The sequence below is a fragment of the Paracoccus onubensis genome, assembly GCF_003591515.1.
GTDB lineage: Bacteria > Pseudomonadota > Alphaproteobacteria > Rhodobacterales > Rhodobacteraceae > Paracoccus > Paracoccus onubensis.
On sequence record NZ_QZCG01000016.1, the window covers coordinates 50,565 to 64,375 of the forward strand.

Below are 13,811 nucleotides of genomic sequence, written 5' to 3' on the forward strand. Positions count from 1 at the left end.
CCAAAGCGTCGCGTATGAAAAAAGGGGCGGATAACCGCCCCTTCACGCAAACCGTACCAGCGAAGATTACTTCGCGGCGGTGGTGGCTTTCTTGACAGCGGCCTGCGTGTCGCGGGCGGCTTTCTGCGTGGCCTTCTGGGTTTCGGACGCGATATCCTTGCCAGCGGTCAGCATCAGGTCAACGGTGTCCATCTGCACTTTCTTGGCGACTTCGGCGAAGGAAGCCATGTGCTCGGCGACGACTTCAGCCTGAGCCGAAGCGAAATCGGTGACGGCCTTGGCGTAATCCGAAGGCTCTTCCTTGGTGGCGGTCAGTTCACCCATACGGGTGATCGTGTCCTTGGCCCACTGTGCCGAGATCTCGGTCGAACGCTCGGCAGCGGTCAGGGTGACCTTGGCCAGCTTTTCGTTCAGCGCGTTTTGCGACTTGACGGCTTCCTGAAAGGACGAGGTGTCGATCGGGAAGTTCGCCAGAATATCCTGGAAGGGTTTGGTGAAGTCGGGCGTCTTGGTAACCATGTCAAATGCTCCTTTGCGATGCGGTGGCATTGGGGGGAGGAGATGGGCCACTGCTATCTTATTTTCATAGCAGCAATATGAATGCTGCAGCGCGGCATTTCAAGAATTTTTTCTGCGCTGCAGCAAAAAATCGCAAGGCGCATTGCACATCCTGCCGCGCGATCCAGCTAAATTTCATAGTTTCAGGAGGTTAAAGCGCTTTTTCGTGAACATAATTGCCCGGCGCGGGGGCAAGCCCCTCGTCGGGATGACGGGCGTCGATCAGTTTTCCGCCGCGCTCAGACAGCCATTCACCCCATGACGGCCACCAGCTTCCCATGTTCATGCGGGCTGATTCGCGCCATTTCGCAGGATCATTCCCGAAATCTTTCCCGCCGGTGTAATGGCCATATTTATCCCTGCCCGGCGGATTGACGATGCCCGCGACATGCCCGGATTCGGAAAGGATGAAGGTCTTGTCCCGCGATCCCATCTGCGCAACGCCGCGCCAGCAATCCGTCCATGGCGCGATGTGATCGCTTTCGCAGGCGACCGAGCATAGCGGCGCCTGCACATCGGCAAGCCGCAATTTCTGGCCGAACAATTCGAACCCCTCTCCTGCGAAATCATTCGCCTGGCAGAGACCACGCAGATATTGCATCGCCATCTTGCCCGGAAGATTCGTGCTGTCGCCATTCCAATACAACAGATCAAAGGCCGGAGGCGCCTCGCCCATCATATAGCTGCGGATCGCCGGCCCCCAGACCAGATCATTCGCACGCAGGAAACTCATGGTGCGCGACATCAGCGGCGCCTTCAGCAGTCCGTATTTCCGGATCTCAGCCTCGATTCCGTCAACGAAATCATGCTGCAGGAATGTGGTGAATTCACCCTGATCCGAAAAATCCGTAAGCGTCGTGAAAAAACTCGCGCTGTTCACCCGGTCGTCGCCGCGCTTGTTCAACAGCGCAAGCGTCAGCGACAATGTCGTACCAGCAATGCAATAGCCGACCACATTCAGCTTTCGCTGCCCGGTGAGATCCCGGACCTTGTCCATCGCATCCAGATAAGCCGCGACGTAATCCTCCATCCCGATATCGGCATAGCTCGTATCGGGATTTTTCCAGCTGACCACGAAGAGGCTGTGCCCCTGCCCGACCAGCCAGCGGATCAGGCTGTTTTGCGGCTTGAGATCAAGGATATAGAACTTGTTAATCCAGGGCGGAAAGATCAGCAACGGTATCTCATGCACCTTGTCGGTCGTGGGATTGTACTGGATCAGTTCCAGAAGCGGGGTCCGATAGACCACCCTGCCCTCGGCTGTACCGATATTCTCGCCCACGGTGAACGCATCCCGATCGGCCAGCGAAACGATCATTTCGCCGCCATGCCGCTCGACATCGCGCACAAGGTTCTCCAGCCCTTTCACAAGGCTTTCGCCCTCGGTCTCGATGGCTTTTTCCAGAGCATCGGGATTGGTTGCAAGGAAATTCGTCGGCGCCATCATGTCGATGATCTGACTGGTCAGCCAGCCGACACGCCGGCGCGCCGTGTCATCGGGCAGCTCCAACCCGTCAGCAGCATGTTTCATCGCCTCGGCATTGATCAGATACTGCTTCTTGACGAAGTTGAAATAGGGATGGCTCTGCCACAGCGGATTCTTGAAGCGGCGGTCGGCAGGCGCATCTTCTTCGGGCAGGGTGAACGTCCCCTTCGCCAGCGAGTACTGTGCCTTGGCGTAATTCTTCAGCGTTTCGCCCCAGAAATTCACTTGCTGCTCGATGATCCGGGTCGGCTGCTCGGTCAGGGTTTTCATCCAGGCATTCGCGGCGGTCACATACAGGTCGGCCCCCGGCCCCTCCACGCCGGGATTATGCGCGTCGCGGCCGGTCAGTGCGTTCATCAGCCGATGGCTGAGCGCCTCGATCCTCTCGATATTCTCGGCCAGTTTCCGCGCCGAGGCAGCCTCCGCCGCGGTCATGGGATCGGCGTCGCGTTTAGTCCGGGCGGCGTCCAGATTTTCCCGGGCACCGGCATCGACCTCCGGTGCCGGCTTTGCGGGTTCCGCTGGACGCGATCGGGTGGCTGCCTTGCCGGTTACAGGTTTCTCGGCCGCAGTTTTCCGGGTGGAAGCCACAGCCTTGCGCGGTCGGGCCGTTTTCGCGGCAGGTTTTGCCGCAGGCTTCACAGTAGATTTTATCGTGGAAGCCGGCTTCACAGGCTTCGCCGCAGTGCGGCGAGCAGTGGATGCCCCTACCTTCTTCGCATCACCGGAGGAGACTGTTTCCGGCTTTTCGGAACTTACCCGATTGGCAACAGTCAATTTACTCTTATTACTCGCGCGCCTTGCCATAACCCATTTCTCCCCCTAATACTGTTCGATGATATGCGTAGAATTGGTACAGCGTAAACCGGGCTTCTGCGATTTTCGAACCGCAAGTCTGACCTTGTGCCAATTGCCGCAACGCAGCAAAGGTTGGCCATTATGACCATGAGAGGCATCAAGGGTATCGCATCATACGATACGATGGAAACGATTCGGAACACGAATGAATGGCTTGGCGCAACCGCGCGGGCGTTTGCATCGAACCCGGTTTTCGCCCTTAATCCACACCCGATGTTCCGGCTGATGGGTGCCTGGGGTCAGGTGACCGAGCGCAGTTTTTCCCGCATGATCGTGAAGCCCGACTGGGAAATTCCCCCGATCGCGGGCGAGGAAGGACAGGATCATATCGTTTATGTCGAGCCGGTTCTGAAACGTCCATTCGGCGATCTGATCCATTTCCGCGTTGCCCGGCGCGAACCGCGCCCGCGCAAGGTGCTGCTCGTCGCCCCGATGTCGGGTCATTACGCGACGTTGCTGCGCTCGACCGTGACCTCTCTACTGCCCGATTGCGATCTCTATGTGACGGACTGGCACAATGCCCGCGACATTCCGGTCAGCAAAGGCAAGTTCGATATAGAGGATTACACCCTCTATCTGGTCGATTTCATCCGCCATCTCGGCCCTGACACGCATGTCGTCGCCGTCTGCCAGCCCGCCCCGCTGGCGCTGGCCGCGACTGCCATTCTTGCCGGGGAAGAACCGAAGGCGCAGCCCCGCAGCCTGACACTGATCGGCGGACCGGTCGACCCCGACGCCGCCGCGACCGAGGTGACCGATTTCGGCAATCGCATGACCATGGGCGAGCTGGAGCATCTGGCGATCCAGTCGGTCGGTTTCAAATATCGCGGCGCCGGGCGGATGGTCTATCCGGGTCTGGCACAGCTAAGCTCATTCATTGCCATGAATGCCGAAACTCATGCCGGCGCATTCATCAATCAGATCTTCCGCGAATCCCGCGGCATGGCAAGCGAAGGTGACAAGCATAATCGCTTCTATGACGAATATCTGGCCGTCATGGACATGACTGCCGAGTTTTACCTGTCCACGGTGGAACGAATCTTCAAGAAACTCGAAATTGCGCAAAACCGCTTCACGGTGAATGGAAAACCGGTGGATATCGGCAAAATCACCGATGTCGCCATCATGACGGTCGAGGGTGGGAATGACGATATCTCTGCCCCCGGTCAATGCGTTGCCGCACTGGATCTATGCTCCGGCGTGCCCGACGAGAAAAAGGCCCAGCATCTTGAAGAGGGTGCGGGTCATTACGGCATCTTCGCAGGCAAGTCCTGGCGCCTGAATATCCGCCCACTCGTACTGGACTTCATGGACGAACATTCCGCGCTGCCCAAAGAGCCCCGGCACAAGCGTCGCAAGTCGAACGATAAAACATCCGATTGCGGGATCAACGATCCGGTCGGCGACAGCCGCAAGATCCCCGTCTGATTGCCTGACCCCGGGGATCGCCCGTCGCGGCCGGGCATCAATCTCGAATATAATAAAAGCCCCGGACAAATTGACCGGGGCTTTTCAAATGATCTTGTGGCGGGTGGTACGGGACCACCCAGCCCTAATTTACCAGTCCTGACGCGCGATGACGCGGGTCTTGATCGGCAATTTCATCGCACCAAGGCGCAGCGCCTCTTTCGCGATCTCATCCGAGACGCCATCGATCTCGAACATGATGCGGCCGGGATGCACGCGGGCGGCCCAGAAATCGACCGAGCCTTTACCTTTACCCATCCGCACTTCCGTCGGCTTCGAGGAAACCGGCACATCCGGGAAGACCCGGATCCAGACCCGGCCCTGACGCTTCATGTGACGGGTGATCGCGCGGCGGGCCGCTTCGATCTGGCGGGCGGTGATACGCTCGGGCTGATCGGCTTTCAGACCATGAGAACCGAAATTCAGGTCATAGCCGCCTTTGGCCTGACCGTGAATCCGGCCCTTGTGCTGTTTGCGGAACTTCGTCCGTTTCGGTTGCAGCATTTCCTGTTCTCCTTACCGGCCACGCGGACCGCGCGGCGACGGCCCTTCCTGAGCCTCAGCAGCGCGACGATCGCGGGCTTGCGGATCATGTTCCATGATCTCGCCCTTGAAGATCCACACCTTGACGCCGATGATCCCGTAAGGGGTCGAAGCCTCGGCCAACGCGTAATCGATATCGGCACGCAGCGTGTGCAGCGGCACACGGCCTTCGCGATACCATTCGGTCCGTGCAATCTCGGCACCGCCAAGACGGCCCGCGACATTCACCCGGATACCCAAGGCACCCATGCGCATCGCGTTCTGCACCGAGCGTTTCATGGCACGGCGGAACGATACCCGACGCTCAAGCTGCTGCGCGATCGATTCCGCGACCAGAGCAGCGTCAACTTCCGGTTTACGGACTTCGACGATGTTCAGGTGCAACTCGCTGCTGGTGTAATTCGCCAGCTTCTTGCGCAGTTCTTCGATATCGGCGCCTTTTTTGCCGATGATCACGCCCGGACGCGCCGCATGAATCGTCACGCGGCATTTCTTGTGCGGACGCTCGATGATGACGCGGCTGATACCGGCCTGTTTGGCCTCTTTCTTGATGAAGTCCCGGATTTTCAGGTCTTCAAGCAACAGATCGCCATATTCCTTGTCATCCGCATACCAGCGGCTGTCCCAGGTGCGGTTGACCTGGAGGCGCATCCCGATGGGGTTAACCTTCTGACCCATTATGCTTGCTCCTCGACTGCGCGCACCTTGATGGTGATTTCCGAAAACGGCTTCATGATCCGGCCATACCGGCCACGCGCCCGCGGACGACCGCGCTTCATCACCAGGTTCTTACCGACCCATGCTTCGGCGACGATCAGGTTATCGACGTCGAGATTGTGGTTGTTCTCGGCGTTGGCGATTGCCGACTGAAGGCATTTCTTCACATCGCCTGCAATACGCTTATGCGAGAACGTCAGGTCGGTCAGTGCGCGCTCGACCTTTTTGCCGCGGATCAACCCGGCGACAAGGTTCAGCTTCTGAGGCGAAACGCGCAGCATGCGGGTTTTCGCCATCGCTTCGTTTTCCGCCACGCGGCGCGGATTCTTTTCCTTACCCATGACGATTACTTCCTTTTGGCTTTTTTGTCCGCCGCGTGACCGTAATAGGTCCGGGTGGGCGAATATTCACCGAATTTCTGACCGATCATCTCTTCCGAAACGTTCACCGGGATATGCTTGTGCCCATTGTAAACGCCAAAGGTAAGACCGACGAATTGCGGCAGAATGGTCGAACGACGCGACCAGATCTTGATAACGTCGGATTTCCCCGACTCGCGGGCTTTTTCCGCTTTCTTGAGCACATAGGCGTCAACAAAGGGGCCCTTCCAAACAGAACGTGCCATTGATTAACGCCCCTTCCGTGCATGACGCGACCGCAGGATATACTTGTCGGTCGATTTGTTGCTGCGGGTTTTCTTGCCCTTGGTGTCCTTGCCCCAGGGCGTCACCGGCGTACGGCCACCCGAGGTCCGGCCCTCACCACCACCATGCGGGTGATCGATCGGGTTCATGACGACACCACGAACCGAAGGACGAATGCCCTTGTGACGGTTGCGGCCCGCCTTACCGATATTCTGGTTCGAGTGATCCGCATTCGACACGGCACCGATGGTAGCCATGCATTCCTGACGAACCAGGCGCAACTCACCCGAGGACAGACGGATCTGCGCATAACCGCCATCGCGGCCAACGAATTGCGCATAGGTGCCGGCAGCACGCGCGATCTGACCGCCTTTGCCGGGCTTCAGCTCGACATTGTGGACGATCGTTCCGATGGGCATACCGCTGAACGGCATGGCGTTGCCCGGTTTAACGTCGACTTTCGCGCCGGCAATGATCTTGTCGCCAACGGCCAGACGCTGCGGCGCAAGGATATAGGCGCGCTCGCCATCCTCATAACCGATCAGCGCAATAAAGGCGGTCCGGTTGGGATCGTATTCGATCCGTTCGACAATTGCGGTCGCGTCGAATTTGTTGCGCTTGAAATCAACGATGCGATACAGGCGCTTTGCCCCGCCGCCCTTGCGGCGCATGGTGATCCGTCCGGTGTTGTTCCGACCGCCCTTCTTGGTCAACCCCTCGGTAAGGGATTTGACCGGGCGACCTTTCCAAAGCTCCGAACGGTCGATCAGAACCAGCCCGCGCTGGCCAGGCGTCGTCGGTTTATACGACTTGAGTGCCATCTTTCTGTCTTCCGTTGCTTTGGACCGATCTGGTCCGTTTCAATAAAACCGCTGCGGCCCCGGAGAAACCGGGGCCGCAGATTCGCAGCCTGATATCAGAGTCCTGTCTCGACGTCGATAGTGTTCCCCTCTTCAAGGGTCACATAGGCTTTCTTGACATCGCTCCGGCGGCCAATCTGGCCACGGAAGCGCTTTACCTTGCCTTTGGTGATGGTGGTGTTGACCGCCTTCACCTTGACACCGAACAGCGCCTCGACCGCTTCCTTGATCTGCGGCTTGGTGGCGTCATTCTTTACCTGGAAAACAACACCGTTGTTATTCGAGGTCAGCGTCGCCTTTTCGGTAATGACCGGCTTGACGATCACGTCGTAATGTTCAGCTTTCGCGCTCATTTCAACCGAGCCTCCAGAGCTTCGACACCAGCCCGCGTGATCACCAGCGTGTCACGCTTGAGGATGTCATAGACATTGGCGCCGATCGAAGGCAGGATATCCACGCCTTCGACATTGCGCGCAGCGCGGGCGAAGCTTTCGTTCACTTCGGTCCCGTCGATGACCAGAACCCGCTTCCAGCCGTTTTCCTTGACGGCCTTGGCGACTGCAGAAGTCTTGGCTTCCGCAAGATTCAGATCCTCGATCACCACCAGCTCACCCGCATTGGCTTTCGCCGACAGGGCATGTTTCAGGCCAAGCGCGCGCACTTTCTTCGGCAGATCGAACGCGTGGCTGCGCGGGGTCGGGCCTTTGTAGACGCCACCCTTGCGGAAGATCGGAGCCTTGCGGCTGCCGTGACGAGCACCGCCGGTGCCCTTCTGGCGATAGATCTTCTTGGTCGAGTAGCTGACTTCCGACTTGGTCAGCACCGAATGGGTACCAGCCTGCGCTTTTGCCCGCTGCCAGCGCACGACGCGCTGCAGAAGATCGCCACGCGGCTCCAGCCCGAAAACCTCGTCGCTCAGATCGATCGACCCGGCTTTGCCGGAGTCCAGCTTGATCACATCGAGTTTCATTGCTTGTCTCCTTCGGGCGCGGAGCCATCGGTTGCGGCGCCGTCATCAGCCGGAGCCTCATCTGCCTTGTCGGCATTCGCGTCGGCAGCGGCCTTGTCGGCCTCGATGGAAGCTTCCGCTTCCTTCAATGCGGCTTCTTCGGCGGCGGCGGCTTCAGCTTCGGCGGCCTTGCGTGCGGCTTCTTCGTCGGCAGCGGCCTGTGCGGCAGCTTCCTCGGCCAGACGCTTCGCTTCTGCTGCGGCCGATTTCAGCGCGGCAGGGAAGATCACGTTTTCGGGCAGTGCCTTCTTGACGGCATCCTTGATCGTGACCCAGCCACCCTTTGAACCGGGAACCGAGCCCTTGACCATGATCAGGCCCCGGTCCGCATCGGTGCGGACGACCTGCAGGTTCTGGGTAGTCACGCGGACCGCGCCCAGATGGCCAGCCATTTTCTTGCCCTTGAACACCTTGCCGGGGTCCTGACACTGACCGGTCGAGCCATGCGAGCGGTGGCTGATCGAGACGCCGTGCGAGGCGCGCAGACCGCCGAAATTGTGCCGCTTCATCGCACCCGCGAAACCCTTACCGATCGAGATGCCGGCGATATCCACATACTGACCCGAGAAATAATGGTCAGCCGTGATTTCCTCACCCACATTGATCAGGTTCTCTTCGGCCACGCGGAATTCGGCAACCTTGCGCTTGGGCGCAACGGATGCCCGGGCGAAATGCCCCCGCATCGCAGCCGTGGTCCGCTTGGCCTTCGCTTCGCCAGCACCAAGCTGAACGGCGGTATAACCGTCGCGATCAGCCGTGCGCTGTGCGACGACCTGCAGATTGTCCAGTTGCAGGACGGTCACCGGCACCTGCCGGCCATCCTCGAGGAACAGCCGGGTCATGCCCAGCTTCTTGGCGATAACTCCAGTACGCAACATGAGCCGCCCCCTTATACCTTGATCTCGACATCAACGCCGGCGGCGAGGTCGAGCTTCATCAGGGCGTCAACGGTCTGCGGCGTCGGATCGACGATATCCAGCAGACGCTTATGCGTGCGGATTTCCCACTGGTCGCGCGATTTCTTGTCGACATGCGGGCCGCGCAGGACGGTGAATTTCTCGATCTTGTTCGGCAGCGGGATCGGTCCGCGAACGGTCGCACCGGTGCGCTTGGCCGTGTTGACGATTTCCTGGGTACTGGCATCCAGCACGCGGTAATCGAAGGCCTTCAGCCGGATACGGATATTCTGGCTTTGCATTACATCATCCCTCGAATGGGGAGTTCCAGTTGAGAGGCAGACCCCGCACCGCGCGACGCCTGCTTCGAACCGCTTCAAAATGGCAGACCGGCGAATTAACCGCCGGTTTACCGAATAGCAATCCCTTTTTCAGGGAATTTCGAAAAATCAGCCACCCGAAGGCGGCTGATCGCATTATCCGTATTACTGGATAATTTTAGAGACGACGCCTGCGCCGACGGTGCGTCCGCCTTCGCGGATGGCGAAGCGCAGTTTCTCTTCCATCGCGATCGGGGCGATCAGCTCAACCTCGAATTTCAGGTTGTCGCCAGGCATCACCATCTCCGTGCCTTCCGGCAGGTTGACGGTCCCGGTCACGTCGGTCGTGCGGAAGTAGAATTGCGGACGGTAATTCGCAAAGAACGGCGTGTGACGGCCACCCTCTTCCTTGGTCAGGATATAGGCCTCGGCCTCGAACTTGGTGTGCGGCTTCACAGAACCCGGCTTGCACAGAACCTGACCGCGCTCAACGCCGTCACGCTCGATACCGCGCAGAAGCGCGCCGATATTGTCGCCCGCTTCACCACGATCCAGAAGCTTGCGGAACATCTCCACGCCCGTGCAGGTGGTTTTCTTGGTGTCGCGGATACCCACGATTTCCAGCTCGTCGCCCACATTAACCGCGCCACGCTCGACACGGCCGGTCACAACCGTACCACGACCCGAAATCGAGAACACATCCTCGATCGGCATCAGGAAGGGCTGATCCACGGCACGCTCGGGCGTCGGGATGTATTCGTCGACCGCTTTCAGAAGCTCGCGGATCGAGTTCTCGCCGATTTCCGGATCCCGGCCCTCAAGCGCAGCCAGAGCCGAGCCCTTGATGATCGGAATATCGTCGCCCGGATAGTCATAGCTGGTCAGCAGCTCGCGCACTTCCATCTCGACCAGTTCCAGCAATTCCTCGTCATCCACCTGATCCACCTTGTTCAGGTAAACCACCATATAGGGAATGCCCACCTGACGGCCCAGCAGGATATGCTCGCGCGTTTGCGGCATCGGGCCGTCGGCGGCGTTCACCACCAGGATCGCCCCGTCCATCTGCGCCGCGCCGGTGATCATGTTCTTCACATAGTCCGCGTGGCCCGGGCAGTCCACATGCGCATAGTGACGCGAGTCGGTTTCATATTCCACATGCGCCGTCGAGATCGTGATCCCCCGCGCCTTCTCTTCCGGCGCGCCGTCGATCTGGTCATAGGCCCGGAAATCGCCAAAATACTTCGTGATCGCTGCCGTCAAAGTCGTCTTGCCGTGGTCAACGTGACCAATCGTCCCGATATTGACGTGCGGTTTGTTCCGTTCAAACTTTGCCTTTGCCATGATTGGCTCCTTTTCGTTCTTCGAAGATGCGCCCGAGGGCGCATCAGATCACGCGTATTTCTTTTGAATTTCGTCCGAGATATTCTGCGGAACGGCCTCGTAATGCGAGAACTGCATCGTGAACACCGCACGACCCGAAGACATCGAGCGCAGGTTGTTGATATAGCCGAACATGTTTGCCAGCGGCACCGCAGCATCAATGACATTCGCATTGCCGCGGCTGTCCTGTCCGCGGACCATGCCGCGACGGCTGGTCAGGTCGCCGATGATCGAACCGGTATATTCCTCCGGCGTCACAACTTCGACCTTCATGATCGGCTCGAGCAGTTTCGCACCGGCCTTGCGCAGACCTTCACGCATTGCCGCGCGGGAAGCGATCTCGAAGGCCAGAACCGACGAGTCGACATCGTGGAAAGCACCATCAAGCAGTGCGACCTTGAAATCGATCACCGGGAAACCGGCCAGCGGACCGGAATCCATCACCGATTTGATGCCTTTCTCGACGCCCGGAATATATTCCTTCGGCACCGCACCGCCGACGATGCGCGATTCGAAGGAATACCCCTCGCCCGGCTCGGTCGGCTGAATCTCCAGCTTGACGCGGGCGAACTGGCCCGTGCCGCCGGTCTGCTTCTTGTGGGTATAGTCGATCTCGGCAGGCTGCGAGATGGTTTCCCGATACGCCACCTGCGGCGCACCGATATTCGCCTCGACCTTGAATTCCCGCTTCATGCGGTCGACCAGAATGTCCAGGTGAAGTTCACCCATCCCCTTCATGATCGTCTGACCCGATTCCATATCGGTTTCGACGCGGAAGGACGGATCCTCGGCGGCCAGACGCTGCAGGGCCAGACCCATCTTTTCCTGATCGGCCTTGGATTTCGGCTCGACGGCGATCTCGATCACCGGCTCGGGGAAGGTCATGGTTTCCAGAACAACCTGCTTGACCGGATCGCAAAGCGTGTCGCCCGTGGTGGTCTCTTTCAGACCGGCCAGCGCGATGATGTCGCCTGCAAACGCCTCTTCGATCTCGGTGCGGTCCTTCGAATGCATCAGCATCATCCGGCCGACACGCTCGCGCTTGCCCTTGGTCGAGTTCAGCATGCTGTCGCCCTTCTTCAACACGCCGGAATAGATCCGGGTGAAGGTCAGCGAACCGACGAAGGGGTCGTTCATGATCTTGAAGGCCAGCGCCGAGAACGGCTCGGAATCATCCGCATTCCGCGGGATATTGCGCTCTTCGTCCTCGTCATCGGGCGAGAAGCCCATCAGGGTCGGAACGTCTTGCGGGCCCGGCAGGAAGTCGATCACAGCGTTCAGAAGCGGCTGCACACCCTTGTTCTTGAATGCGGAACCGGCAAGCATCGGGAAGAAGGACAGCGACAGCGTGCCTTTGCGGATCAGCTTGCGCAGCGTATCTGCATCAGGCTCATTGCCTTCCAGATAGGCTTCCATGGCGGCATCGTCCTGCTCGACGGCAAGTTCGATCATGTTGTTGCGCCACTCGGTCGCCAGATCCGTCAGGCTGTCGCGGATCGGCTGACGAACCCAGCTTGCGCCAAGATCCTCGCCCGTCCAGACCCATTCTTCCATGGTGATCAGATCGATAATGCCTTCAAGATTATCCTCGGAGCCGATCGGCAATACGATCGGGCAAGGCGTTCCGCCCGTCCGGTCCTTGACCATCTTCACGCAATTGAAGAAATCGGCACCGATCTTGTCCATCTTGTTGACGAAGACCAGACGCGGCACCTTGTAACGGTCAGCCTGACGCCACACCGTCTCGGTCTGCGGCTCGACGCCGGCATTCCCGTCCAGCAGCGCGACAGCGCCGTCAAGAACGGCCAGCGAACGCTCAACCTCGATGGTGAAATCGACGTGGCCCGGCGTATCGATGATGTTGAGGCGGTATTTGGTATCCGAGGTACCCTCGGCGGACGGATCTTCCTGACGCTGCCAGAAAGTCGTGGTCGCAGCCGAAGTGATGGTAATACCGCGCTCGGCTTCCTGTTCCATCCAGTCCATCGTCGAGGCGCCGTCATGGGTCTCGCCGATCTTGTGGTTCTTGCCGGTGTAGAACAGGATACGCTCGGTCATCGTGGTCTTGCCGGCATCGATATGAGCCATGATGCCGAAGTTACGATAACGCTGTAGCGGATATTCGCGTGCCATGATGGGCCTTCCTTCCGTTTACCAGCGATAATGGCTGAACGCTTTGTTCGCGTCGGCCATCTTGTGAGTGTCTTCGCGCTTCTTGACGGCGGTACCCCGGCCATTGACGGCGTCGGACAATTCGCCGGCAAGACGCTCTTCCATGGTGTGCTCGTTGCGGTTCTTGGCGGCGGTGATCAGCCACCGGATCGCCAGAGCTTCACGGCGGATCGGACGGACTTCAACCGGAACCTGATAGGTGGCACCGCCGACGCGGCGCGAACGCACCTCGACCGAGGGTTTCACGTTGTCGAGGGCTTCGTGGAAGACTTCGATCGGCTCGCGCTTGAGGCGCTGCTCGACCCGGTCGAGCGCGTTGTACACGATGCGCTCGGCAGTGGACTTCTTGCCGTCAACCATCAGGTTGTTCATGAATTTGGTCAGCACGCGATCGCCAAATTTGGCGTCGGGCAGGATTTCGCGCTTTTCAGCGGCGTGACGACGGGACATCTGCCTATCTCCTTACTTCGGACGCTTCGCGCCGTATTTCGAACGACGCTGACGACGATCTTTGACACCTTGGGTATCCAGCACACCGCGCAGGATGTGATAACGGACACCCGGAAGGTCTTTCACACGGCCGCCACGGATCAGCACGACGCTGTGTTCCTGAAGGTTGTGCTTCTCGCCCGGGATATAGGAAATGACCTCGAAACCATTCGTCAGGCGGACCTTGGCCACCTTACGCATAGCGGAGTTCGGTTTTTTCGGCGTCGTGGTATAGACGCGCGTGCAGACGCCACGCTTCTGCGGGCATCCTTGAAGGTGCATCGACTTACTGCGTTGCACTCTGGGCTGCCGCGGCTTGCGGATCAGCTGTTGAATAGTCGGCATTCGGTTCCCCGTCTTGCTCTGTCAATACTCGCAACCACCGGCTGCGCCACTTCTCGACGGCATCTCA

17 protein-coding genes are annotated in these 13,811 nt (G+C 59.0%); 2 read left to right on the forward strand and 15 right to left on the reverse strand.

Annotated features, from left to right (window positions below; all coding sequences use genetic code 11):
* Nucleotides 1-66: 66 nt before the first annotated feature.
* Nucleotides 67-519, reverse strand: a complete 453-nt coding sequence (locus tag D3P04_RS19945) for a Phasin (protein ID WP_119751632.1) — start codon at nucleotides 517-519, stop codon at nucleotides 67-69.
* 190 nt (nucleotides 520-709) lie between these two features.
* On the reverse strand, nucleotides 710-2,479 hold the full coding sequence (gene phaC / locus D3P04_RS19950) for a class I poly(R)-hydroxyalkanoic acid synthase (RefSeq protein ID WP_232845097.1): 1,770 nt from the start codon (nucleotides 2,477-2,479) through the stop codon (nucleotides 710-712).
* Nucleotides 2,480-2,579: 100 nt separating this feature from the next.
* Here phaC and D3P04_RS23795 point away from each other — a divergent pair, with 100 nt between their 5' ends.
* Nucleotides 2,580-2,870 carry a hypothetical protein gene (locus tag D3P04_RS23795; protein WP_232845098.1) on the forward strand — a complete coding sequence of 97 codons (291 nt, stop codon included), beginning with the start codon at nucleotides 2,580-2,582 and terminating at the stop codon, nucleotides 2,868-2,870.
* Nucleotides 2,871-2,983: 113 nt separating this feature from the next.
* On the forward strand, nucleotides 2,984-4,330 hold the full coding sequence (gene phaZ, locus D3P04_RS19955; RefSeq protein ID WP_408634411.1) for a polyhydroxyalkanoate depolymerase: 1,347 nt from the start codon (nucleotides 2,984-2,986) through the stop codon (nucleotides 4,328-4,330).
* 129 nt (nucleotides 4,331-4,459) lie between these two features.
* Here phaZ and rplP read toward each other — a convergent pair whose 3' ends face one another.
* The 13 genes from rplP to rpsL all read right to left on the reverse strand — a co-directional run bounded on the left by rplP (nucleotide 4,460) and on the right by rpsL (nucleotide 13,744).
* Nucleotides 4,460-4,873 carry a 50S ribosomal protein L16 gene (rplP, locus tag D3P04_RS19960; RefSeq protein WP_119751634.1) on the reverse strand — a complete coding sequence of 138 codons (414 nt, stop codon included), beginning with the start codon at nucleotides 4,871-4,873 and terminating at the stop codon, nucleotides 4,460-4,462.
* A gap of 12 nt (nucleotides 4,874-4,885) precedes the next feature.
* Nucleotides 4,886-5,590: a 30S ribosomal protein S3 gene (rpsC, locus tag D3P04_RS19965; protein WP_119751635.1), complete on the reverse strand. Its 705-nt coding sequence runs from the start codon at nucleotides 5,588-5,590 to the stop codon at nucleotides 4,886-4,888.
* Complete coding sequence (rplV, locus tag D3P04_RS19970; RefSeq protein WP_119751636.1) at nucleotides 5,590-5,970, reverse strand: 50S ribosomal protein L22; 381 nt, start codon at nucleotides 5,968-5,970, stop codon at nucleotides 5,590-5,592. The genes rpsC and rplV overlap by 1 nt, the downstream gene beginning before the upstream one ends.
* A gap of 5 nt (nucleotides 5,971-5,975) precedes the next feature.
* Nucleotides 5,976-6,254, reverse strand: coding sequence for a 30S ribosomal protein S19 (rpsS, locus tag D3P04_RS19975; protein ID WP_119751637.1), 279 nt, complete (start codon nucleotides 6,252-6,254; stop codon nucleotides 5,976-5,978).
* 3 nt (nucleotides 6,255-6,257) lie between these two features.
* Entirely contained in the window at nucleotides 6,258-7,094 is an 837-nt protein-coding gene (gene rplB / locus D3P04_RS19980; protein WP_119751638.1) for a 50S ribosomal protein L2, read from the reverse strand.
* Between the two features lie 95 nt (nucleotides 7,095-7,189).
* Nucleotides 7,190-7,486, reverse strand: coding sequence for a 50S ribosomal protein L23 (locus tag D3P04_RS19985; RefSeq protein WP_119751639.1), 297 nt, complete (start codon nucleotides 7,484-7,486; stop codon nucleotides 7,190-7,192).
* Nucleotides 7,483-8,103 carry a 50S ribosomal protein L4 gene (rplD, locus tag D3P04_RS19990; RefSeq protein WP_119751640.1) on the reverse strand — a complete coding sequence of 207 codons (621 nt, stop codon included), beginning with the start codon at nucleotides 8,101-8,103 and terminating at the stop codon, nucleotides 7,483-7,485. The genes D3P04_RS19985 and rplD overlap by 4 nt, the downstream gene beginning before the upstream one ends.
* A complete protein-coding gene (gene rplC, locus D3P04_RS19995; protein WP_119751641.1) occupies nucleotides 8,100-9,020 on the reverse strand; it encodes a 50S ribosomal protein L3 in 921 nt (306 codons plus the stop codon). Before rplC ends, rplD begins: the two co-directional genes overlap by 4 nt.
* 11 nt (nucleotides 9,021-9,031) lie before the next feature.
* Entirely contained in the window at nucleotides 9,032-9,340 is a 309-nt protein-coding gene (gene rpsJ, locus D3P04_RS20000; protein ID WP_076526789.1) for a 30S ribosomal protein S10, read from the reverse strand.
* A gap of 183 nt (nucleotides 9,341-9,523) precedes the next feature.
* The gene (gene tuf / locus D3P04_RS20005; RefSeq protein ID WP_119751642.1) at nucleotides 9,524-10,699 is read right to left on the reverse strand and encodes an elongation factor Tu; all 1,176 of its coding nucleotides are present in this window, start codon (nucleotides 10,697-10,699) and stop codon (nucleotides 9,524-9,526) included.
* Nucleotides 10,700-10,747: 48 nt separating this feature from the next.
* Nucleotides 10,748-12,871: an elongation factor G gene (gene fusA, locus D3P04_RS20010; RefSeq protein ID WP_119751643.1), complete on the reverse strand. Its 2,124-nt coding sequence runs from the start codon at nucleotides 12,869-12,871 to the stop codon at nucleotides 10,748-10,750.
* Nucleotides 12,872-12,889: 18 nt separating this feature from the next.
* Nucleotides 12,890-13,360 carry a 30S ribosomal protein S7 gene (gene rpsG, locus D3P04_RS20015; protein ID WP_119751644.1) on the reverse strand — a complete coding sequence of 157 codons (471 nt, stop codon included), beginning with the start codon at nucleotides 13,358-13,360 and terminating at the stop codon, nucleotides 12,890-12,892.
* A gap of 12 nt (nucleotides 13,361-13,372) precedes the next feature.
* Complete coding sequence (gene rpsL / locus D3P04_RS20020; protein ID WP_042252808.1) at nucleotides 13,373-13,744, reverse strand: 30S ribosomal protein S12; 372 nt, start codon at nucleotides 13,742-13,744, stop codon at nucleotides 13,373-13,375.
* Nucleotides 13,745-13,811: the final 67 nt, after the last annotated feature.